The organism is Kistimonas ophiarachnellae (assembly GCF_057552235.1).
Genome location: NZ_BAAJPA010000003.1, coordinates 283120 through 305660 on the forward strand (window position 1 = coordinate 283120; position 22541 = coordinate 305660).

13 protein-coding genes are annotated in these 22541 nt (G+C 50.2%); 10 read left to right on the plus strand and 3 right to left on the minus strand.

Annotated elements, in window-relative coordinates:
* Positions 1-330: 330 nt before the first annotated feature.
* The 3 genes from AC27K1_RS05315 to AC27K1_RS05325 all read left to right on the plus strand — a co-directional run bounded on the left by AC27K1_RS05315 (position 331) and on the right by AC27K1_RS05325 (position 4375).
* Positions 331-2724, plus strand: a complete 2394-nt coding sequence (locus AC27K1_RS05315; RefSeq protein ID WP_487148871.1) for a hypothetical protein — start codon at positions 331-333, stop codon at positions 2722-2724.
* Positions 2725-2875: 151 nt separating this feature from the next.
* Positions 2876-3184, plus strand: a complete 309-nt coding sequence (locus tag AC27K1_RS05320) for a hypothetical protein (RefSeq protein WP_487148872.1) — start codon at positions 2876-2878, stop codon at positions 3182-3184.
* Positions 3185-3337: 153 nt separating this feature from the next.
* Positions 3338-4375, plus strand: a complete 1038-nt coding sequence (locus tag AC27K1_RS05325) for a C2H2-type zinc finger protein (protein WP_487148874.1) — start codon at positions 3338-3340, stop codon at positions 4373-4375.
* Positions 4376-4425: 50 nt separating this feature from the next.
* Here the strand turns inward: AC27K1_RS05325 and AC27K1_RS05330 are convergent, their stop codons facing one another.
* Positions 4426-4812 (minus strand): RidA family protein, encoded by a 387-nt coding sequence (locus tag AC27K1_RS05330; protein WP_487148875.1) that lies wholly within the window; start codon positions 4810-4812, stop codon positions 4426-4428.
* Between the two features lie 505 nt (positions 4813-5317).
* On the opposite strand from AC27K1_RS05330, the gene AC27K1_RS05335 reads away from it, so the two are divergent.
* The 3 genes from AC27K1_RS05335 (at position 5318) to AC27K1_RS05345 (ending at position 13050) form a co-directional block, all read left to right on the plus strand.
* On the plus strand, positions 5318-5470 hold the full coding sequence (locus tag AC27K1_RS05335) for a hypothetical protein (RefSeq protein ID WP_487148876.1): 153 nt from the start codon (positions 5318-5320) through the stop codon (positions 5468-5470).
* A 695-nt stretch (positions 5471-6165) separates the two neighbouring features.
* Positions 6166-11055: a hypothetical protein gene (locus AC27K1_RS05340; protein WP_487148877.1), complete on the plus strand. Its 4890-nt coding sequence runs from the start codon at positions 6166-6168 to the stop codon at positions 11053-11055.
* A gap of 189 nt (positions 11056-11244) precedes the next feature.
* Positions 11245-13050 (plus strand): ankyrin repeat domain-containing protein, encoded by a 1806-nt coding sequence (locus tag AC27K1_RS05345; protein WP_487148878.1) that lies wholly within the window; start codon positions 11245-11247, stop codon positions 13048-13050.
* Between the two features lie 216 nt (positions 13051-13266).
* On the opposite strand, the gene AC27K1_RS05350 is transcribed toward AC27K1_RS05345, so the two are convergent.
* Both AC27K1_RS05350 and AC27K1_RS05355 read right to left on the minus strand, forming a co-directional pair.
* Positions 13267-14547 (minus strand): L-cysteine desulfidase family protein, encoded by a 1281-nt coding sequence (locus AC27K1_RS05350; RefSeq protein ID WP_487148879.1) that lies wholly within the window; start codon positions 14545-14547, stop codon positions 13267-13269.
* Between the two features lie 83 nt (positions 14548-14630).
* Positions 14631-15929 (minus strand): SLC5/6 family protein, encoded by a 1299-nt coding sequence (locus AC27K1_RS05355; RefSeq protein ID WP_487148880.1) that lies wholly within the window; start codon positions 15927-15929, stop codon positions 14631-14633.
* Positions 15930-16407: 478 nt separating this feature from the next.
* Here AC27K1_RS05355 and AC27K1_RS05360 point away from each other — a divergent pair, with 478 nt between their 5' ends.
* Genes AC27K1_RS05360 through AC27K1_RS05375 form a run of 4 tightly spaced genes read left to right on the plus strand, consistent with a single transcriptional unit; the run spans position 16408 to position 22337 of the window.
* Entirely contained in the window at positions 16408-17241 is an 834-nt protein-coding gene (locus AC27K1_RS05360; RefSeq protein WP_487148881.1) for a Wadjet anti-phage system protein JetD domain-containing protein, read from the plus strand.
* Positions 17238-20204: a hypothetical protein gene (locus AC27K1_RS05365; protein ID WP_487148882.1), complete on the plus strand. Its 2967-nt coding sequence runs from the start codon at positions 17238-17240 to the stop codon at positions 20202-20204. Before AC27K1_RS05360 ends, AC27K1_RS05365 begins: the two co-directional genes overlap by 4 nt.
* Positions 20201-21673 (plus strand): hypothetical protein, encoded by a 1473-nt coding sequence (locus tag AC27K1_RS05370; protein ID WP_487148883.1) that lies wholly within the window; start codon positions 20201-20203, stop codon positions 21671-21673. The genes AC27K1_RS05365 and AC27K1_RS05370 overlap by 4 nt, the downstream gene beginning before the upstream one ends.
* Positions 21660-22337: a condensin complex protein MksE gene (locus AC27K1_RS05375; RefSeq protein WP_487148884.1), complete on the plus strand. Its 678-nt coding sequence runs from the start codon at positions 21660-21662 to the stop codon at positions 22335-22337. The genes AC27K1_RS05370 and AC27K1_RS05375 overlap by 14 nt, the downstream gene beginning before the upstream one ends.
* The last annotated feature ends 204 nt before the right edge of the window (positions 22338-22541 follow it).

Below are 22541 nucleotides of genomic sequence, written 5' to 3' on the forward strand. Positions count from 1 at the left end.
CACTCATCCACATCTCCATGACGCTACGGTAAAAGCGACAATATGCAAAAACCTCACGGATCACCCGATAGAAATATCCCCAGGCCTCAAATGCCTGTGCACAGGTACACTCCCCCCACTGCCGAAAACGTCTTGAGGCCAGTGCCGCCTACCCTGCCGCAAGCGTCTGGATACCGGTATCGACAACCCCTGCCCAGCGGCAGGGCTACGGCAAGTGCGTCATTTTGGGAGGGGCGTGGCGTCGAGGTTGCATCATCATTGGTCAGGCCGCACTTGTGGTTCCCCCCCCTTACCCCTCCTTCTCCACATTTAGTTCGACCGCACGGCGCAGTGACAACAGTATTTTGGGATGACAACGCAAAATGTTATATGTTGCCGTCGCCCGATACTGCAGTGGCAGCCGATTCTCCGGGAAGGGTGAGTGCTGGTGATTTATCTCCGTTACATGGATCAAGGCCGGAGATGGTTCAGAGACAACCGGAGGGTGACTTATTCGCGCAGTGCCGCTCTCTGGCAGACGTCGATGCTGCCCTTAACGCGCAATATGTCGCTAACGGGAATCGATGGAATGTTGACGCAAAGGATAGATGGTTGTGGGTATTGGCTTTTCAACGAATCGACGTACTTTGTGCACAGGCTGGCGATCAATATTCAATGTCATGTCTTGATTATGGAGTTATCAGGTTTGTTGTTTTTTCGGTGTTATCATGCCCCGGTTATTTCTCCCTGGAAGAAGTTTCAGTGATTTTGTTGGGTATCACTAAAAGGCTAAAAAGAGAAAGGGATTCTGGTTTGTCACATGAAAACTATCCGGATGATATTGTTCGGATGAAAAAGTTTTTTGCCAATGTTTCTGGCCATGTTCCCGAGTGGGCAAAAAATAGCGAGGGATGCAGCAAAGCCATATCCATGTCAAATCTGTGTAGAGCTATTTGTTATGGGAGGGAGTTGGGATTTATCGAGCAAATGGAGTTTATATATTTTTTTGATCCTGTTGCCAAATCATTTAAAGGTCATGTTGAATCATTTGAATTTTATTCATTTAATACTATGATTCATTGTTTTTGTGACAGGATGAAGGTGGCGGGTAATATATCGAGATCAGAACAAATAAAAGTGTTTGTTGATGCTTTGCTGGCTCACGCTACGGAAAAGATACCCGGTGATCATTTTGGATTGGATGATATTGACCAGTTGTTTAATGCGTTGGTCAATATCAGGATGCCTGATGGTCGATTTACTTATTGCACGAATGAACAACTCAAACGGTTCATACACAAACTGGTTTTCGCTGCTGTAACCTCGGCGCGCTTGAGTCGTGACAAAATAAAGCTATGGGATATCCTGCAATCCCTGATGACGTTGGTGGAAATACTGACATGGCAAGAGCAGCTAGCGTTACAGCCACAATACGAATCACTGCTGGTCGAGCTAGAAAGCGAACTTGAAACCATTGTCAGTATTGGTTTCATGGATCAGTTGTTAATCCTTAAATTAGCAAAAATACTGGATAAGATGGCTACCTGCAGTGGTAGTAACCGTATGTATCTGTATGTTTTTTCAGTGCTTAATAAACGCTTGCATCATGGTGAGTTTGAAGCAGGCAGGCGTTTAGATCATATGAATAAATGGATGTTTGACGTTTTTTTGAAAAATAAGCCCGGTTTTAAAAACGATCTATTAAAACAGTCTGACTGGAATCATTGTCTGCTTTACAACTGGCTGGAGTATTTGACGCATTTAATCATCAATGTTAACTGGAATGTTGATGCGTTGATGAGAAAGTATGGTGATCAATATTTTAAAAGGTTTATAGGTAAGGCTTATGATTGCTTTGTAGAGATGTTTTCGGGGGACAAAATTATAAAAAAACTTGACGTATTAAATTTTATCATAGACTGGAAAAAGGCCAGGTCTCCACGAAAGAATCTCGCTATTGAACGATGTTTTGATGTAACGTGCAGGGAGCAATATGCTATTTGCCAGGATCTGGTCAGTCATTTTTCCAATGTCATTAAGACGTTTCAGTCAGAAAGAAACCGACAGGGTTACATAAAGAAAGTAGGATTGTATGGTTCGGAACTTTTTGTCAATTATTGCGTAAAAAATTTTTATGGTGATGATCTTAACAGTTATCTATTGTCTCCTTTTTGTGTACATGCAAACGACATTGATTTTTTCGTTGAAAATGAAGAGGACAAATTAGTGCTGGGGCAAAGATTGATAACAATAACGGAGGCGTTACATGAAAAAGTCACTGTCTATAGAAATGAAATGATGTTTGTCATCCCTGAGATGGGTTGTATGATGTGCACAAGCTATGTGTTTGAATATTGCAATGCTAATTTCAAGTTAAATATTAATCATGTTGATAATAATGAAATGTTTAATCATTTTATCGATGAAATAAACTGGCAGCCTTATTTAGTGCTCGGTGATCATATCTATTGCGACTATCGTACGGATGTCAGGATGAAGCTGTTTATACCTGACGCGTTATTCATCAGAAATCTGGTTTTAAAGTGTCTGTGTGCCAATGCGTTTAGCAGGAATAACAAGTCTCTTCTTGATCTGATGGCCGTCAGTTTATGTGAGCAGGAATTTGCTGGCGGGCAGCCGCGGGTATGGCAGGCATTACTAGGGGATTTTTACAGGCAAGAATTACTGCGTGATGAACCCGCGGCGACGAGTCTGGCCAGCGGTATGAGATGGCCTGCGCGGTGAAACAATAACCGGGAGTGGTGGGACGGACTGATGGCATCCCGCGTCAATGCCCTGCTGTTTGAACCGGTGACAGCCTGGCGCTGACTGGTAATCCGGGGTAAGGGGGGATACTCTGGGGGGCACAAATAACAGACAATAAAAACAGGATGTCATGGCTGACGACTTATACCCCCTGCGTTACCTGCTGGTGACCCATATCACCAATTACCTGGAAAAAAGCAAGCAGACCCCTTCGGAATTCGCCGCCCGGCTGGGCTTTACGGATGAGCAACTGGCCGATCTCATGGATATGGAACGTCCTTATGAACTGGATCTCAGAACCCTGTCCCGCGCGGCCACGCTGATGGGTATGGTGGTGGAAATCAAGATTCGCCCGCAATCCAGGGAAGCTGCAAAGCCGGTCAGGGAAACGGTGGTAGATAACATCCCTGAGCCCACGGGTGAAAAAGTCCTTCATTAGGGCTGTGGATAAGCACTCGTTTCGGCAGAGAGTTTCCTGTCAAAGCACGTTCAGGCTCATTGCCTGTTTTACCTGTCACCCTGTCCCTGGTGATGACAGGTAAAACGGTCAGATCATCCGAAAAACAAACGCTGTTTTTCGGATACTTACGCAGTGCAATCGCATCAATATATTGTGCCTGTCAGTATTGATGGTGATGTTCCTTGCAAGTGTCAGTCTTGCTGGCTGACTGGTTGCCGGCTGTCAGCGAGAGTTGCACTGTTGTTATTACGTCAGTCTGGTCATTCAGAGTTAAATGCAAGGATGAGAACAAGCTATATTTGGATTGGTTCCACGGATACAGGTCTCTCCTCTACAGTAAACCCTTCTTCTACACACGGGGCTTTAGACGAGTTGTTTCCTGCAATAACTGGAGTATCGGCCGATGCTCCAACAGCACCGGTTGCCGGTAGCGAACCGGCAAGCACCCCTGACATATCGTTAGGTAGCAGGGAGGTTGAGTCCGCCCTGACATCATCCGGTCAAGCCGGTGCGGCTGATGAGTCAGACCGCTTACAGGCACCGGAAAAGCCGTTGGGCAGTAGTGAGGAAGGCTTACTATGCGAGTCGTGTGGAAAGTTTTACAAAAACAAGAAAACACTGTACGCACATCAAAAAAACATACACAAGATGGAGCGGATAAGAAAAACCGTTGAGCCTGGTGAGACCAGCCAGCAGAAGGGCAAAAATGAGCAAGCCGTATGCGAAGTGTGCAGCAAGGTTTTTACCACAAAGGAGGGTTGTAAAAGGCACATTCAATCAGTGCATAAAAAAAAACAACAACGTTATTTCTGTGAAAATTGTGGAAGTGAATTCAATCGAAAAGATCACCTTGTAAGGCATAAGAAACGTCATGCCGATTATACAGATTACGAGTGCACCGTGTGTAAACGCTTCTGCGTCGATCAATCCGAACTGAAAGCGCATATGAATACACACAACCCGGAGAACCTTTATCTGTGCAGGTATTGTCCAAAATTCTATCCCGAGAGGAAATACCTGACACAGCACATGAAAGTCCATGAAAATAAGGAATCCCTGCAATGTGATCAATGTGAATACATCGCTACCCGTTCAGGCGATCTTGAGGTACACAAGTTAACTCACATAAGTGAAACTCCCGGCCCGAGCACAGAAAGTGAACGTAGCTGAAGCCGGGATAAACGTGCCTGTTTTGTTGAAATGAAAGTATTCAGTTCGTGTTATTTACGCAGTGCAATCGCTTCAATTTCAACCAGCGCATCTTTCGGCAGGCGTGCGACTTCTACACAGGAACGGGCCGGGAATGGCGCGTCATTCTCTTCAAAGAACGTCTGGTAAACCTCGTTTACGGTAACGAAGGTATTCAGGTCTTTCACGAAAACGGTCATCTTGAAGATGTTACGTACGGACAGGCCGGATGCTTCAACAATCGCCTGCACGTTCTTCAGGGACTGCAGCGCCTGTGCTGCAACGTCTGCGGGCATGTCACCGGTGGCAGGATCAATAGGCAGCTGGCCGGAGGTGAAGACCAGGTTACCCAGGTCAACGCCCTGTACATAAGGACCAATGGCGGCGGGAGCTTTTTCTGTGGCGATAGTATCTGACATCGTCATTTCCTGTGAGTGTGTGCAGGCGACCGGTTCCGGTCGCCATAAATCGGATGACGGCGCCGGTAATGGTCAGTCATGACGTTATCGCCGTCACCTCGGTGGCGGTGTCACAGACCATCGCGGCGAGTCGCCATGGCATCCTGTAGAAGATAGAGCAGACCGCCGCTCTCATCAGGTGAGTCCGGTGTCCGGGTGCGTTTGAACACCCGCCTGGCGGCGTAACAGGGAATCGATGAAAAAGGTGATTGATATAAACGGAGTATTTGAAAATCTTTTTATTTTTACAGGTTGCTTTCAGGAAATATTGTCAGGATATCTGCGCTTAATAGATAGTGCTAATTCTATTCAACACATCTAGCCTTGAATTCCACAGATAAGTCTGTCTGACGATGATTTAACAGCGCACCATGGGTTACGCAGGTTGAAGTCGTCATCGGCAGATAAACAGGATCGCTTTCTTTATGGTTATTATTTTTGGCCTGTTGTTTTATAGGGGGTTGGCATGATTCATTCAGGTAAGCAAGAACGCAGCGAAAGTGTTTTTAAACAATTTTTTAGTGTTGATGCTGAAAAAGAAAAAACGAAAGAAAAACGGCGAGTAGAGGAACGGATAGATTTCAAGGATATGCCAGCCATGGAAGGGCGCGAAATGTGACACCGACTGTCAGGGGATCGACAGATCAAGGTGTTAAGCTGGGTGATTATACGCTCAGTATACCGGGTTATTTGAACACTGAAGAAGGTAACATCCTGTTAACTGAGTTGCAGGGAATTTATAACCGGTTTGTTGATAAAAACACAGTATTAAACAATCCGAATGTTCAGCGTCAACTAAAAATATTGTTCAGCATATTACAAAGAAAAATGACGTATTACGATGGAAAAAACAGTAATGCCCGTCAGAAATATAAAAAGGGGATTGAGTTACTCAAAAAGTCAATTGAAGGGGTAAGCAGAATTGGTTTGTTAAAAGAAGGCAATATAATACATGAAATCAAGGTTGAGACACTGTTGTTATACCTTTGCCCGGAGGCCTGCGATTCGATCATACTGGACGGTTTCCTGCGGTTGGAAACAAAAGCAGGGCTCAATGAAAGTCACCGGTTTGATAATATCTATGAACAATTTTTTAACCAGGTTCTCCAAAGCGAGAAGGAAAGCGTATTTGCTGCACCATTAGATAAGGCAAAATCAAGCCGTGCTGAAAAACGGGAGTTAAGATATACCTACGATTTCCCGAATGTGGCTTGTATGTTGCACTGTCTTGGTATTGATGTTTCCGGAAAAGATCATGCTATCAGGAAACAAATCAGGCGTTTTGATGGCGTCGTTGAAAAAATGATAGATCTTATGAAACATGCTTATTCCGTGATAGAAGGGGATGGTGGTGACTTCAAAAAACTGTCAATGGACAAGCAGCAGGCAATAATCAACAGTGCTGCCCGGTTCACAGTGCGTTTGTCGAATGCGGGATTATTGTTGCAGGATGCAGACTACAGTTATACAAAAGGCGCGATTGATGAATTGTTCGGCGGTTCTCTTAACCAATTTGCGAACAGTATCCAGGATCATTATCACAGGAAGATGGCTGCCACCCGGTTGATCAGCTGTTTCCATGAATTACCCGATGAATTAGTAAGCAGTCTATCAAAGACAGAACATGTTGTTTCAGCTAAAAAAGCGAAAGACGCGAAAACACAGCAGGAAATTAAAGCGGCTAAAGCAGAGGGAAAAGACACAATCAACACGTTGATGGATGATCTTAAGGAATCCATCTATGAGAAGGCCTTAAAAATCTACGCCGATCTCTCCATCACACTGGGAGACAGCTTTCAGGAAGTGTGTTTTTTTGGGGTTCCGGTAGTGGAAGCGGAACAAAAACAGCAAACATGGAAAGACGCGATTGGAAACTACCTGGGAAAGAGTGATCGTGCCGTTGACGGTGTTGAAGGGGGTGTCAAGGCATCAGAGAAGTTTGACGAAAAAGTACAACTGAGAATCGCCCTGATTTCACACATACACGCATTGGGAGAGGCCGCCAGCGAATCTGTCAAAAACACGCAGCAGGAATTATTGTATCAGCCTCTGATGATCAAATTACTGGATAACCTGACACATAAAATTAAGGAAAAGACTGATGCGGTGGAGAATTTTGAAAAAGATAGCATTGAAGATGAATTGAAATCTATTTTCAATGAATGCAAAGATGAGATTGAAGCGGAAATTGCGAATGTTCAGGAAGAGTTTGCCTTGTCGCTTGCTGCAAGCATCAATTACCTGGCGCAACAGACTGATAAAAAAGAATCCACCACATTACAACGTGGTGTGCCCATGGGGGCGGAGGAACCCGGGGCAACGGAAACAGAAACGATTAAGGCATTCATCAAGGCCTGTTCGAGTGCTCAAGGGAATAGCGGACTATCCGTGGAAAACCTTAAATCCGCTAAAGAAATGCTTCAGATTATGTTAGCCACCCATGGCCCGGAGGCGTCTGACAATGATCAAACACTGACTGAAATGGTGACGGATGTCGACAGAGACAAAAAAGCATTGTCTTGTCGCGGTGAAGAGATATCAAAGATGTCATCACGTCAGGTGGATGCTGCGCTGGGTGTGGGCTTGTATACGCGAGCATCACACGCGGTGCAAAAAAAGGTGTTGAGTTATTCTGTTGACGAACCGACGCTGACTCCCACAGAGAAGATACGACAAAAAAATCTTATTGCCATCAATGATGAACAAATTAAAGTATTAAGAATGCTATGCCAGGGGGCAATGCAAAAAGCAAAACTTGAGGTTGTTGAAAAGGTAAAATTTGAGGGGTTTGATCAGCAAAAATTCCGGGACACGATTGATAACTATATTCAAAATATTGATAAGGCAGTTAACGTTCACGCATTAAACCCCTTCAATTATTTCTGTATTGCGCTGAAAGCAGCATGTCATCCGGAACGGGGAAGCTGGATTAACTGTATCGTTGAAGCTTATCAAAACAATATTCAGCGTTGGAATGAGTTTCTTGACAGTAACTACCAGGGTAAAAGCAGTCAGAAATGGGCATCACGGGCGCACACATTTTTTAACAGGGAATCGACTTTCAGTGAAATATTAGACAAGGCATCAGGCGGTGATGAAAAGGCGCAACACCTGGGTACTGCGATTGAAATCTTTGCCAGGCATTTCATCGCCGCGTTTGAATCACCGAAGGCACGAATGTTGCCGCCTGCCATGGAAGTGGTCGCCCTTCAAAGCAGGGCTTTTGCCCTGCATTCAGGCATTTTGGATCGAACTAAAGGTGCCATCAACCATTATAAAAAACTCGATAGATTCGTCAGGGACTACAATGAGCATCGGCAGTCAATGACTGAACATGTCGCTGATTTTATCAACCATACCTCCATGCAGGGAGGCAAGACCGGTGGCAACCTGGATCAGGCGTATCAGTCAGCGATGGCGATCATCAGGGACCAGACGGTACGGGAGGTCGTCAGTGGCCTTGACAACGTCAGTACAAGCGCTGAAGGGAAACAGCTGCTGGCAGAGATGCACAAGGCTGCACAAGCTATTGAGAAATCCGGTATTTATAACCGGTTTCTGAATCCGGCCAAGCGTAACATGCTCGCGTTCTTTCACAGGTTATCCGATATCTGTGTGCAGCACGAAGAGTTTGTCACCGGCGGTTTTGTACTTGGCGTGATCACGATTTTCATTTACCAGCTCGAGGCAACCAATCTGATGCGCACTGTGCAGCAGGAGGGCGGTAACCTGCTGGATGCATTCGGTACCCTGCAAGACCGGTATGAGCAGCTCATCGCCACGTGCCCGGAGCTGGGAGCGGCATTCACTGCTCTGCGGAACATTTCCAGTGAAGCGGTGGGGTCCCTGGGGGGTAATAATTCCTGTTTTGCCGACATTTTCGAGCGTCATGGTTCGGTGTTGGATATCCCGTTATCCGAAGCGTTCACTATGATGGAAAACCATTTTGTGGCGTTGTTCTCGACACTCTTTTATTCCCTTGAAGGGTGTCCCATGGGCGGGCAGGAATCCTTTATTCCCGGCAGGTTTGTTAATCCGGGTAATTTATTGCTCACACTTGCCAGCATCACCACGGGGATTTTTACCATGCGGGGGTGGAGTGCTGCGGTCGATACCTTCAACCGCGAGGCAATCCGCTATTCACCATTGCCCAATGTGGCCATGGAGTTCTCGCCCGAGGTCACTGAACAGTTGATGGACGAGGCCAGGAAGCACCTGGAGGCAGAGCCCGTCCGCAACCGCGACGCCCTTTATAGCGCGTCCTCCCTGAAGGACAGGACCCTGGATTGCCTGGATATGACGTGCCATCAGGAAATTGCCTGTGTGACATGCGAGCCTTTCGCTTACCTGTCAGCCCGCTTTATGGATGTGTTGCGCTACTTCTCCATGGTGCAGGGATGTTCAATGGCCTTGCCACACCGGGTTCATTCCCTCCAGGAGATGCAGGCCCGGTTGCTCAGGAGCGCGACGCAAAGGAAATGGGGCACACGCATCAGAATGGTGCCGTTCAATTTTTCCAAGGAGTTTATGGATGTTGTCAAAACCGTGGGCAGCACCCTGTTATTTCTCACGGTGCTGAAAGAGATTGACATCCCCATCGCATTTGCCGAGAAAGCCGGCATCACCAACTATATTGTGGCGCAGGCCATGCACGAGAAACTCATTGGGTGCCTGGGAGCCATTGCCAGTGGCGACAAGCTCGATTATTTCCAGAAATCCTATCTCGACACTATCTATGGCAAGGAGGTTATTGACGGCCTGGTGGGTGAAAACCGGGAACTTGCGCGGCTGGAAGGGCAGACAAAGATCCGCGGCGGCAAGTGGTTTTATCGAATGCTGGGATTGTCCGGCGTCGGTTTTGTGATCGCCTCCGAAGCGGCGAACAAGTTCCTCTATACCTTTTCGCCGTATGGCATTGCAGTGAAGGCGGCAGGGTATTTCCTGGGTGACGGGGAAGCCAGCAGCAATCCGGCTGCAGAAGCTGTTTATCAAAGAGTGATCGCCAAGGCGGCGAAAACGATCAAACGGGAACGGGATCCCGCCAGCCTGAGCCATCAGCAGATTATCTGGCATTACCTCAGTGCCGGCAGAAGCATGAGTAAAACAGAAGCTTCATTTTTGCACTGGGCGATCAAGGAAATCATCAATATCTCCATGTATCTCAATGGCACGGCGGCAGAGCGCGGCATGGGACTCACCAGTATGAACTGGTCCCTGTTTGGCAGCGCAGTGGCCTACCTGGCCAAAGACTCGACCGGCATGGCGGCAAGGGTGGCGCTGTTATTTGAGCAGGAAGAACTGAGGACCATCCTGGGGTTGGTCGACAAGGTGGACTCTCCCCTGGCGGAATGGCTGATATACAAGATCGGCAGCTATGGACTGCATGTCTCCCAGCATCTTCTGAACATGACGGAATCCACCATCAATGACCTGTATGATCAATTCGGGGGGGACGTGGTTGAGATACACATGATTCTTGCCGACTACCTGGACCAGGTGAAAAAAACCAGTCTTGATGCGGTTCTCCAGGCAGCACAGGTTGAGGAAGCGGTGGTGAAGGGAATCCTGGAGGAAAAGCTGAAGCCCTGGGCCGAACAGCATGATGCACAACTGCAGGCGAATACGTTTTATGAGGATGATGTCGCCCTCAGCAGGCCTCCCACGAGCCTGGAGCAGTTGCGGATAAAGTTCCTGGAATTGTTGAAGGATCATTCGGTGTTCCATGGTAAACCCTTGACCACCGCTGAGGAGGAGCAACTGGCTGAGCTTGAGTCCCGCCTGGAGAGCATACGAGGCAAGCACACAGGGCTGGATTATTCGAACGGACTGGACTTGTTGAATCTGCTGATTGAGCTGACCAGGGACACGCCTGCGCATGTTATGCATGCCTGCCTGGCGAAAAAAATCCTCAGGCCCGTACAGGTTTTCAACCCCGATGAGAAAATAAAGAAGCGCATAGAGAAGTTAAGGCGTGAATTTATCAGCAACGGCTTGCCTGCCCAACGGGAAACGCCGTCCGTTGCTGCTGTCAGCGCCATGGGCATGGGCATGGGCATGGGGGGAAGATTTGCATTGATGCCGGGTAGCGTTGCGGTGGCCCCTCCTGGAGAGGAGAGCATACCCCTGATGAGTGCGGCTTATCCTCCCATGGCGCACATTGAAGAAGGTGGGGAAATAAGCGGCGTGGCAGAAAGCGCGGTATAAAAATGGAGTCTGGATAGCAATATGTCATAACCAGGATGACTGCATGGAAGGCCATAAAGCATTCTTCAGTCGGCACCATGGGACAAGTGTTTCAATAGCTGCATCTTTGGGGTGTGGCTATTTTTTTCATGTCATGGTTAATGATTTGTCAGGCAGCGTCTGGTTATTACAGCGATGAATTTTCAGCCTATGGATCAACAGGCAGTCCCCATAGCCTCACAGGCCAGTTACACAGCAACAACGTCAGCACCGGCAGACATCAGCCCCGGGGTTCTTTATCAACCCCTTTCTTCGCCGGGAACCGAAAGCGTCAAACCGGTTGATATTCCGCCAGCCAGGGTTAAACGCTATTTGGTACCGGATTTTCTGGACACAGAACATCATCCTGAACGGAAATGCGAACTTTCAAATTACATAGTGAAGTCAATAGGTCCGAGTGGCGTAGAAAATCAACCAACCCTGTGGCAGTTGGAAGCCGTGTTCTTTCCTCGCCTGAAAAACCTGGTAGACAGAGTCAAAACAGGCAATATTCACGATCAACAAGTATTGCAGGAATGGTTAAACCAGGGTGATACCTATGGATATACACCATTAAAACACGCAGTACGGCAAGGGTTCAGGGGACTGGTTGAATTATTAATGGAAGGAGGAGCAAGCCCGCTACAGGAAACCGGCATAACCTCATTACATCTGGCCCTGGATTGCAGGGTGCGTTATAACATTACTTCTTACGTCATGCTGGAGACAATGCTTGAAAAAATAAAGAAAACCAACCCGAATACACTGGGAGCCGTTGTTAACAAGCCTGTTTTCAAGATCACTACGCTACCCGGTATTTTTCCTGAGTATTCTATTGCCACGTTGCAGAAAGGAAGTATACAACAGGGAAATACGGTTCTTCATAATGTACTGGACAATCTTAATTTTTCGATTGATGAGGCTGAGAATATCGTCAGGTTGTTGTTATCCTATGGCGCAAAACCTGCCATTAAAAATTCCATGACTCTTACGCCCATTGACCTGGCATTTTTGTATGAAAAATTTGAGGATTCAATGATCCTGCCAGAACTGCTTAACGCCCTGAAAGAGGATGAATTTAATGAAATCATCGGCCAGGTAAAACCGTCAACACAAAAGCAAAAGCAAAAGGAAATAGTGATAAGAGCCATAGAGGCAAGGCATTCTGAAGTAGAAGTGATTGACCTTGAGTCCATTTCCACATCTGTATCCAGCGAGACCCTGTTGGATGTGGAGTGTGAGACGGGGGGTGAGTCTTCTGCAGAAACCATCGGTGAGACAGCAACATTCGGCATTCCCCATACAGCGTCCAGGCCGCCGGAAACAGAACCGAGTCATCAGGTACCGTCAGCCGAACAGAGCGAAGAAGATACACCTGAACCGCCTGCTTTTATTCAGGTGCGTTTACAACCGGGTGCATCAGCTCCGGATCTGTATATTGGCACCATGGTGGAAACAAAGAATCCGGCTGTGCCAGGGATGGCGGTACTGGATACGGTTTCATCATTATCAGGGAATCAGAAGGCCATAAAACGTCGAAACGAGGAAGATAAAGCCGCTGAAAAACGCATTAAACTGGATGATATACCCGGCAAACCTTCTAAATGGGTCAAGCTTTTTGATTTCCTGTCAAAGGAGTTGGCAAAAAAAAACAATCCCTGTATTCACTGGGATAATAGAGAGGATGCTGGTGCATTTATTATTTATAAGAACAGGATGCAACAGTTGGCAGACCTCTGTGGAAAAGAATGTGGCTATAAGAATACCCCTAATGCATTGCGTGAAAAGTTAAGTTATTATGTTGCCAGCTATCCTTATTTTATAGAATGTGTCAAAAAAAAGGGCTTTCAGGAAGATTTAATTTTCCGGTTTAACCTGTCAAACAAAGATATCCAATGTTTCCTTCACAATCACAAAAATTTCCCAATCATTAATGAGCTATGGCCAGATTGGCAGAATAATTTTACTTTTGATTAATGCCGGTTTTCATTGTTCGATCGTTTACTGCCGCAGTAAAATCGGGTTTCTACCTGTTATACCCATCGTTTTTTCCAACTACGGTTTCATCTGGCCTGTTCTTTATGGCCTGCAGAAATTTGTGCGGTTTTCTTGGCTGGCCGGTTGCGTCTTTGAATGCAGGCATCGTACACGGCAGCGGCAATAAGCCGACTGCCGTGTACGTCATGGGCGTGGTTACTTCGCGGTCATGATCTTCAGGATCATGCGGTCGGTTTCCTTCATGCCCTGGTTGCCGAGCATGCCGAGGTTGGCGATGGTCTTTTCCACATCTTCCTCGATGATGCCTTCGTGGCGCGTGACCCGGATATTATCCATCGCCAGCATGGCGGCTTTCACGGCGGCGTTGGCGGCCGTGGACACTTTCAGGGAGCAGCTGGTCTTGGCGCCGTCACAGAAGATACCGGTGATATCGCCCACCATGTTGAAGATGGCGTACTGGATCTGTTCCCGGTCACCACCCAGCAGCCAGGTGATGGCCGCACTGGCGCCGGTACCGGCAGTGGTCGCGCCGCACAGGGCGGACAGGGTATCCAGGTGGCTCTTGATATGAATGGCGGTCAGGTGGCTGAGGATCAGCGCACGGGCCAGGGTTTCCTCGTTGACGTTAAGGCGCTCAGCCACGGCCACCACCGGCATGGTGGCGGCGATGCCCTGGTTGCCACTGCCGGAGTTGCTCATGGCAGGCAGCATGACGCCGTCCATACGGGCGTCAGAGGCGGCGGAAGAACGCATCATCGCCAGCACCGCCAGGTCTTCTGACAGGTAGCCGCGGGTGATGTTTTTCTTCAGGGTCTTGCCGACTTTCAGGCCGTACTCGCCTTCCAGCCCTTCAGCGGAAATAGACTTGTTCAGGCGGGCGGATTCGAGGATGAAGCGAATCCGGTCGAACGGCGCCTGGGTGGCGAATTCGTAGATATCGGCAACGGTCAGTTGAACCGGTGCGGCTTCTTCTTCAGTGGCAACGGTATCGCTGTTCGCTTCGAAAACCGGCTTGCCGTTCAGTTCCTTCAGCACCACCTGGGTGTGGTGATCCTTGATGATGACACGGGCGTTGTCATCGCCAGCGCTGACCAGAACTTCGGTGTAGAGAACGTTGGGGACATCCTTGATGGCGACGGACACGTGGCCGGTTTCCACCATCTGCTTGGCCTTACTGACGTGTTCGCTGGTGATGTCTTTCAATACTTCCAGCCCGGCTTCCGGGTCACCACCGATCGCACCGACGGCCGCCGCAATCGGCAGACCCACCATGCCGGTACCCGGTACGCCCACACCCATGCCGTTCTTCATCAGGTTGCCGCTGACCAGCACGGTGATCTGTTCCGGTGTGCGGTTCAGCAGTTCCACGGCCAGCGCGGTGGCATACGCGGTGGAGATGGGTTCGGTGCAGCCCAGGGACGGCACGACTTTGTCATTGATGATGCGGATGAATTGTTCCCACTCAGGACGCCACATAGGTAAATTCCTCGTCAATCTGCCGGGCAGCCCGTGGGCTGCCCGTTGTTTTGTTCAGTCGTCAGGTCGTAGTTGCTGTCGCTTTAGCCGATGAAGGCCAGCAGCGGAGAGATCACCAGCAGAATGCCCACGACGATGATGATGTTGGTGGCCAGGCCGCGGTACTTGGCCAGGCGGTCAATTTTGTACACCAGGTAAGCCGGGATCAGGCAGCCCACCAGGCCGAAGATCGGGCTGCACAGGGAGGTGAAGTACAGGATTGGTACGTTGGTCACCACCGCGGCCCAGGAGATCAGGATGATGAACGCGGTCACGCCCTTGCGGATCTTGCCGTGGTTGATCTGGTCGTCGCTGTAGCGGCGGCGCAGGCTGTTCATCACGATGCCGGTGCAGGACTCACGGAAGGCCAGGAAGATTGCCAGGAACGAAGTGGCCACCGCGAAAATGTTGATCATGATGCCCAGGCCGGTGGTCACGGAACCGGACATATATTGTGCAATGATCGCCAGCGAAGAAATATTCTGGTTGAACGCATCCACCGCCTGCGCCTGGCTGATGGTCAGGGTGAAGGAGACGGCGTAGAAGAACACGATGCAGAACAGCAGGGCGAAGGCGACTTTCATGGCGCGCTGAGAGCGGTACCGGGCCTCTTCCACGTTCTGGCTGTGTTCCCGGAACGCGATGGTCATCGGGCTCAGGGACTGGATGAACAGGATGGAGGTCAGGGTGAACGGCAGCGTGATGATGGCGTTCTTGAACAGCTCTCCGGACGGCGGCACGGCGCTGACGTTGGCCAGGTCCCACTGCGGCACCATGATCAGGCCCAGCACCAGCACGATGGCCAGTACGGAAACCGCCATGAAGCCGGAAATGCGGAACAGGATCTTTTCGCTGTAGGAGGCGATGAACACCATGCCGGCGATCAGGCCCAGGCTGTACAGCGGATTTTCAGACAGCAGCGTGTCGGTAATACCAAAGGTACGAAGATAAGAAGCACTGTCGTTGGTGATGGCCAGGCTGTAAACAAACACCCAGATCACCAGCATGATGAAATACAGGATGCCCAGCGCCATACCCCAGTTCTTGCCCAGGTATTCGGTGATGATGCTGGTGTAATCCTTACAGCTGTCGGACTCTGCCAGCGTGTTGATGAACAGCTTCTGGAACATGTACATGGCCGGATAGCCGATCAGGGATGACAGCAGGAATACCCAGATTCCCATCATCCCCACCTGCACCGGCAGGAACACGATACCGGCGCCGATGGCCATGCCGATACTCATCACAACCCAGCCCCAGTCGAGCTGGCCAAAGGCCACTTTCCGGCCTGTTTCTACGGCTGTCCCCGTCGCCGGAGCAGCTACAGCAGCATTAACGGTCATTGCATTCACTCCCTGGGCCGACTTTCGTTCCCCCGTCCGTCGGCGTTGGTCTTCAAAAGAGTAAACAAATGTTTTCGCGACAAACTTTTGTTGGTGGTGCGTATCCTAGAGATAACCAGTTCCGGGCTTATTGATGCTTATCAATAAAGACCGTAGCTTTGTGGTGGGTATTGGTTGGGCCAGGTGAATCCGTCATACCGTCGATGGGGGTCAAAACAAAATTGCAGCAAGGGTTTTCTGATCAGCCGATAATTTGGCAAATTTTTGAAAAATCAGTGATTTTTAAGAAATCAGTCAGGCGGTTTTACATTCAGTCAGGGGTCCGGTTTTGGCGGCTGTTTTCGTGTGACGGTATGGGTTTCACACAGCAGGTTGGTCAGAACAGGACAGGATGATGCCGGATATGACGGACAGACGTTGTGCTGAAAAAAGATACAATACCGGTTTTGGTGAATGGATTTCGTATTGGGCTACCTGAATGACGCGCCTCGGTAACTATCTCAACAATATTGCGAAGGGTAAGCCGATTAATTTCAGGCTCTTTTTGGAGAGTGTGCCTGATGTGTATCGGTCACAGCCATCCCGGTATTTCACATCCCGCAAGGTTGGCAGGGGGCATATCGTCACTGTTATAGACGAGGTGGTCTGGGCAGAATTAAAAAAGCAGGCAGTACAACCGGCAAACCGTATTCAAGCGGCGATTCTGGGTGACAGCCACCGCGCCAGGCTGGATGAAACCTTTGTTCTGGCTTTCCATGCGTTATGTCCCGGAAAGATACCGGATGTTGTTTACCTGTCGCAGCAACAGGGCAGCCTGCAGCGGTTCAGGAACCAGCGAACGCTGCTGTTGCTGGAAAATGAAAAGAACTTCTTTGGTTACCCGGCCATGTTCAGGGCAATGGACGTCATGATGGGTGTTTCGCTCTCACTGAATGATACCGATGTCGCCTTTGCGCAGGGGAAGAAGTGTACCTCTGAACTGGTGATGGACTGGCTGGATCAGTATGGCGCTATCTATTTTGCCGCTGACCTGGACCTGGGCGGACTCACCATGTTTGAAAGCCTTTCAAACCGGTTGGGTGATAAAGTACGACTGGTGCAGCCTGAACAGCCGGACGTGTATGAAGCATTGTTTCAACGTGTCCCTGAAAAGGATAAGGATTTCATGCAGGCCGTGGCAAAGGCCCGGTCACTGGGTTTTGACGCCCTGGCGGAAACCCTGAAAAAATGTCGAAAGTTTATGGAACAGGAGGCCTTGTTGTCCCTGGACTCCGTTAATGCGTCTGACAGTCTGGAGGACTGTAGCCAGTGAGCCTGGATTTTAATTACGAAATACGCCGCCTGGTACTGGTGGACAGCGCAGGTTTTGCCTACAACGAAATGCAGATCAACCGTCACAGCATTCTGCTGGGCGACGGGAATCTCGGAAAAAGCTCGGCGCTCAATGCCCTGCGCCTGTTCCTGATGCCGGAAGTGAATTTTCACAAGAGCCGCATCAAGTTTGCGTACCGGGTACCCAAGGAGAAAAACAAGTTTTACTCCAATGACGAGTGTTACAACCACTATCTGCCCAGCACCCGTTCACACCTGGTCCTGGAAGTGGAAAACACGGAAGGCGTCCACTGTCAGATTTTGCACCGGTCCGGCAGCCACCTGGGTTATGGGCGTATTTTTGCCGCTTGTCCTTATGACCGTATACGGCATTTGTTCTGGAATGGCGAAGGGGATGAATACGGCATTGGTCAGGCAGTGCCTGACTTGTCTCACCGTCATATCACGACACAGCTGAAGAAGCTGGGTGTGCAGTTTGAAACCGCAAATACCCGGGAACAGCTGGTCACGAAACTGTATACCTGTGACCTGACCCATCCGGAACGCTCCCGCTATTGCCTGTTCCCGTTGATGAACAATGATCCTGCCCGGGTTGAATCGCTGCGTACCCTGCTGTTGCTGTTGTTTGAGACCGGAGCGGATTCAGAAACCGTGGCCCAGGCGCTGGCCAGCATTATTGAATCGGATAACCGCCACCAGGACGATGCGCTGGACTGGGATATTGATGCCTTCTTTGCCCGGCACGAGGAACTGGAAGCCAATGGCATCCGGCTGAACCGGATTGAAAAGGGGCGTGGTCGTTTTAACCAGTTGCTGAAACAGCATCAGCGTTATTGCCAGCTGGATCAAACTGAGCAGGATTTCGTGGATTACGCATCCTGGCTGGAAGATCGCTATAACGATGTCGCGGCAAAACGCGATGCAGTGTTGCCGCAGATTTCTGATGCCAAATCAGCGGTAACTCTGACAGAAGAGATTCTGCGCAAGCACACCAGCCAGAAGAAAGAGCTGGACTCCACCATCCGACTGCGCACAAAAGATCTCAAGCGCTGCAGTGATATTTATAACCGGGCGGAGACACTGATCCATTCCTACCCGGAAGGATTTTCCCGGGATGAAATGCTCAGCATTCTTCAGGAAGAAAAGGACAGTGCGACACAGACCCTGGAAGCCCTGAATGATGAAGGGCTGGCGGCAGAGCGCCGTGCCCGTTTGGATGAAATGATCCGGCAGACGAACCGGGAGATTGATGATCTGGTAGCGCAGGATCAGCAAAAGCTTAATCGTCTGTCGCGGCAGTTGCCGGATTATGTGATGCAGCGGCTGGTGGCTATTAACCCGGCGTTCTCCCGCATGCACTCCGATGTTGGTCTGACTGATCAACAGAAATCGACGCTGACTGGATTCGCTGAACTTTTGGAAGTACAGGAAGCCAGTAAAGACTTTATCCTGTTCCACCAGATGTTCCGTCGCCCCGATATGGCAGCCCTGGAAGCAGACTACACCCGTCAGATCGAGGATAAACGGGCCATCGTCGTCAAGTGTGAACAGGAAAAGAAAACCCTGCGCTCGACAGATGACCCCACCCAGCGGCAAAAGAAAATCACCCATGAACAGGAAAAGCTCGCCGCGGCCAGGCAGGCCATAGAAGACCTGGAGGAATATGCGTCCGTCTCGCGACAGATGCCGAGACTGGAAGCAGAAATCTCGGAAGCCAGGGAACAGCTGGCAATTGAAAAGGGTTCGATTGAGCGGGAAGGCGTTGTTCTGGATGAAAAACGCAGCGCCCTTGCGGCGTTGGAAAACCAGCGCAATGATTTCAACCGGATGCTTGGCGAACTGAAAAGCCGCGAGGAACTGTGCAGTAATATTGCCCTCAACTGGCCACGACTGCAGCGTGCACGAAACCAGCTGAAGCCTGATCATGAACGCTTTGTCAAAACAACGCCTGAAGAGGATTTTCTCCGAAACATACAGGCGGAAATGCGGGAATATGACCAGTTGCGTCTGGATATTCTCCACGCCGTACAGGCCTTCGTTCGTGACGACCGTATCGTCGACGATGAAGACCATGTATTGACTGAGGCGCCGGATGGGCGCGCCATCAACCAGACCCTGAAACGTATTCGTCAGGCGTATGAGAACCTGCCCCAGAACCTGGATCAGCACCGCAATGATGTGGAGCAGCATAACCAGGGCGTTGCGGGATACATCCATTTCATCCAGCGCCACAGCGACCATATCAGCCGGTTCCAGTCTCAGGTAAATGATGCGTTTAAAACCGCGCGGATTAATGACCTCAGCACGATTGAACTGCAGATTCATCTGCACCCGACCTTCAAGAACCTGCTGCGAGACCTGGAAAAACAGGATGTTTACGGCGGTGAACTGCTGACCCGGCAGTTCTATGACCGGCTGAAAGCGTTTGTTACCGAATTCTTCAAGGATGGTGTTCCCCGCCTGACCATGGCGCAGATCATTCGGGACATGTCCTACCGCTACAAAAAGGGTGACAGCCAGCAGTGGGAAACCAAGGCGCAGTCCAATTCCACCACGGCGCTGATTACCCTGGAACTGGTGCAGTCGTTGCTTGGCAGGCTCCAGAAAGCGGGCACGTCGCTGAAACTGCCAATGATTCTGGACGAGGTTTCCACCGTCAATGTGTCGCAATTTGACTGGCTGCTGCCACACCTTGAGCAGCGGGGATACAGCCTGATGGCGGCCGGAACGTACAGTACGTCAGCCGACCTGATTTACAAGATTGGCAACCGTTATGAACTGGGCCGGATGAAGACCGATCATCCCTATCATCCTGAGCGTCGCTGGGTGTTTTGGGGTGGGCCGGACAGTTTTGTCCAGGATGGCGCCGAAGCCGAGGCATTGCAGCTCACGGATGATGACCAGCTGGGTCTGCTGGAGCATGAAGCCGAGGCCGTTGTATGAGTACCGACTCAGCACTGCAGCGCTTCAATGCCCTGGAAACCCTGCGGATTCTGTTCAGTCACCCGGAGGTGATGTACGCCTGCATCCGGGAAATGGATCAGCAGGGTGAACGGTTTATCCGCGAACTGGCTTTGACCGGTTATGTTCGGGCGTATAGTGCAAAGTTGTCGTCCAAAGAGAGTAAACGACTGCGTATCGCGTTTGATGCGGAGAATCTCTATCGCTGCAACGTGGTATCGGACCGGGAGCATCGACGCAATGAGTCGCGGCTCTATTTCCAGGACAGTGTGATTGCCGCTTTCCGTCTTACCCATGTCGGGCTCTATGAGGCGGTGACTGATGTAAAGCTGATTCGTCTGTTGACCGGCCTTCGGGAATCCAGGGATCGGCTGACAGGACAAAAGGCGCCCATGTCCGCGCTCAGTTTCGTGGACACTGACCCCGATTACACCGAGTTTGTTGAAGACCTGTTTGAACAGTTGTCAGGCCTTGTGGGCCTGATGCGCAGCAATATCCTCAAGCTGGAGGATATGGGGCGGAACCTGGAAGCCATGTCCGCCGACGCCAGCCGGAAAAACACAGATTTTGACGTCTATCGCCAGACCCTGTTTGAGCAGATTGCGCATATCTATAACCGGCAGGTCATTCCGGTCATGAACTTCCTGGATCATCGTCAGGCGTTAAAAGACGGTTCCAACCTGTTCCAGACGCTGGATGAAATTGCCCGGGCTTTCAGCATTAACGGACGACAGCCGGACAGTGACAACGTGGCAAAGGTTGCCCTCAGTCTGTCCGGTATGTTTCGCCCGATCCAGCAGGTTGCAGGACAGACGTCACGTTATCTGCACAAAACCCGTCGTGCCATTCTCGAGCAGAATGCCATGGAATCGTTCTATGGAGAGCTGGTGAAGGACCTGCGGGAAAATGTGCAGTCGGACATGCGCGGAAAATATATCCGTGGTGTCCCGGAGCGGCTCAACCTGTTCGAAGGGTTAAAGCGGCGTCAGCGCCCGAAGAGCTACCTGCTGTCGGATACCAAGGCCTATTACGATACGCTGCTCTCGGAGATGGAGGCCCGTATCGAAGACGCCCGGCAATTGTACCGACCGATTATCCAGACGGGAGAAATCGGGTTTTCGGATGCGGCGGCACAGCGTCAGCAACGCGCCGAAAGACTGTATGGCTGGTTACGGCAATGCCATCTGCGGCCCAGCCGGGATATCGTGGCCGCACTGCACTACCGCCTGCAGGACTGGGTGGAAGGCTACACCTTTGTTGATCTGCTGACGGCGTTCATGTACCTGCAGCAGTCCACGCCGCCGGGTATGCGGATCATTACCACCAACCATCGGCGCTACCTGCGGGAGCGCGATGAGTTCCATATCTATCGCAAAAGCCTGCTGCTACAGGATAACGGGGACGCACAGTCTGCGGACAATGAGCCAGAGAGAACACATGACGGACAATGAATACGTAAACGATACCCCGGGGCATGAATCCACCGTCAGGGTCGTATCAACATTTGACCGAATAAACGTCAGGGAAAGTACGGCGATTTATGCACAGCTGACGGAAGGGAAGCTGCTGGTCAAGCATGTGCTGGTCAATGGTGGTATGCAGGATAATCCCCTGTTCAATGTCGTGTTTGACAACCAGGCGCATTTCCGGGATTTCTTCGCCCATATGGGCTACGAGCTGATACTGGCGGAGTGCGGTGATTTTTATCACCTGCGTGATCCCAATGACGACGAAAGCAGTGAAACCAATGCCAACGAGACCAAGGTCCAGATTCTGCTGTTGATGATCGGGCGGTACTATGCGGCTTCAGCCCGTAGCCTTGCCGATCTTGGGAACCCGGTCATTGGTTTGGGGCGTGATGATATCGAGGCAATAGAAGCGCAGCCGCTGACCGCTGATTTGCTGCTGGCAGGCCGCTTTCAGCGTCGCTTTTCCGAGGAAATGGAGTTTCTTACCCGCCGACATGTTGCCTTTGACCTGGGGGGCGGTGCCATTGTTCTGAGCGATGCCGGTATGGCGTTCCTCAATAACCTCGTTGATGCCTATGCTGCACGCAAGGAAAGTGAAAGCGGCCATTCTGCGGAGATACCGGAAGTTGTGACGGAGGATGCATAAAGGCAACGTCGCTCTTCTGGACAGGATGTCACGGCAGGCAGGATCAATAGGCTTACCGTGTTTGCCGGGTTCCTCTGCCGATTATTTGTCGATTTTTCTGCGAATGACGGATTTTTTATAAATCAGTCAGAGGGTTTCAGAATCAGTCATGGAAGCCTTTTGCCCCGGAGTCGCTTGACGGTCGCGGGATCTGTCCTAGGCTTG

What these genes read in the sequence shown, in the direction of transcription:
- AC27K1_RS05370 (WP_487148883.1), top strand. Translation starts at nt 20,201, where the DNA reads ATGAGTACCGACTCAGCACTGCAGCGCTTCAATGCCCTGGAAACCCTG.
- AC27K1_RS05335 (WP_487148876.1), top strand. Translation starts at nt 5,318, where the DNA reads ATGATTCATTCAGGTAAGCAAGAACGCAGCGAAAGTGTTTTTAAACAA.
- AC27K1_RS05345 (WP_487148878.1), top strand. Translation starts at nt 11,245, where the DNA reads ATGGATCAACAGGCAGTCCCCATAGCCTCACAGGCCAGTTACACAGCA.
- AC27K1_RS05360 (WP_487148881.1), top strand. Translation starts at nt 16,408, where the DNA reads ATGACGCGCCTCGGTAACTATCTCAACAATATTGCGAAGGGTAAGCCG.
- AC27K1_RS05350 (WP_487148879.1), bottom strand. Translation starts at nt 14,547, where the DNA reads ATGTGGCGTCCTGAGTGGGAACAATTCATCCGCATCATCAATGACAAA.
- AC27K1_RS05330 (WP_487148875.1), bottom strand. Translation starts at nt 4,812, where the DNA reads ATGTCAGATACTATCGCCACAGAAAAAGCTCCCGCCGCCATTGGTCCT.
- AC27K1_RS05340 (WP_487148877.1), top strand. Translation starts at nt 6,166, where the DNA reads ATGAAACATGCTTATTCCGTGATAGAAGGGGATGGTGGTGACTTCAAA.
- AC27K1_RS05375 (WP_487148884.1), top strand. Translation starts at nt 21,660, where the DNA reads ATGACGGACAATGAATACGTAAACGATACCCCGGGGCATGAATCCACC.
- AC27K1_RS05355 (WP_487148880.1), bottom strand. Translation starts at nt 15,929, where the DNA reads ATGACCGTTAATGCTGCTGTAGCTGCTCCGGCGACGGGGACAGCCGTA.
- AC27K1_RS05320 (WP_487148872.1), top strand. Translation starts at nt 2,876, where the DNA reads ATGGCTGACGACTTATACCCCCTGCGTTACCTGCTGGTGACCCATATC.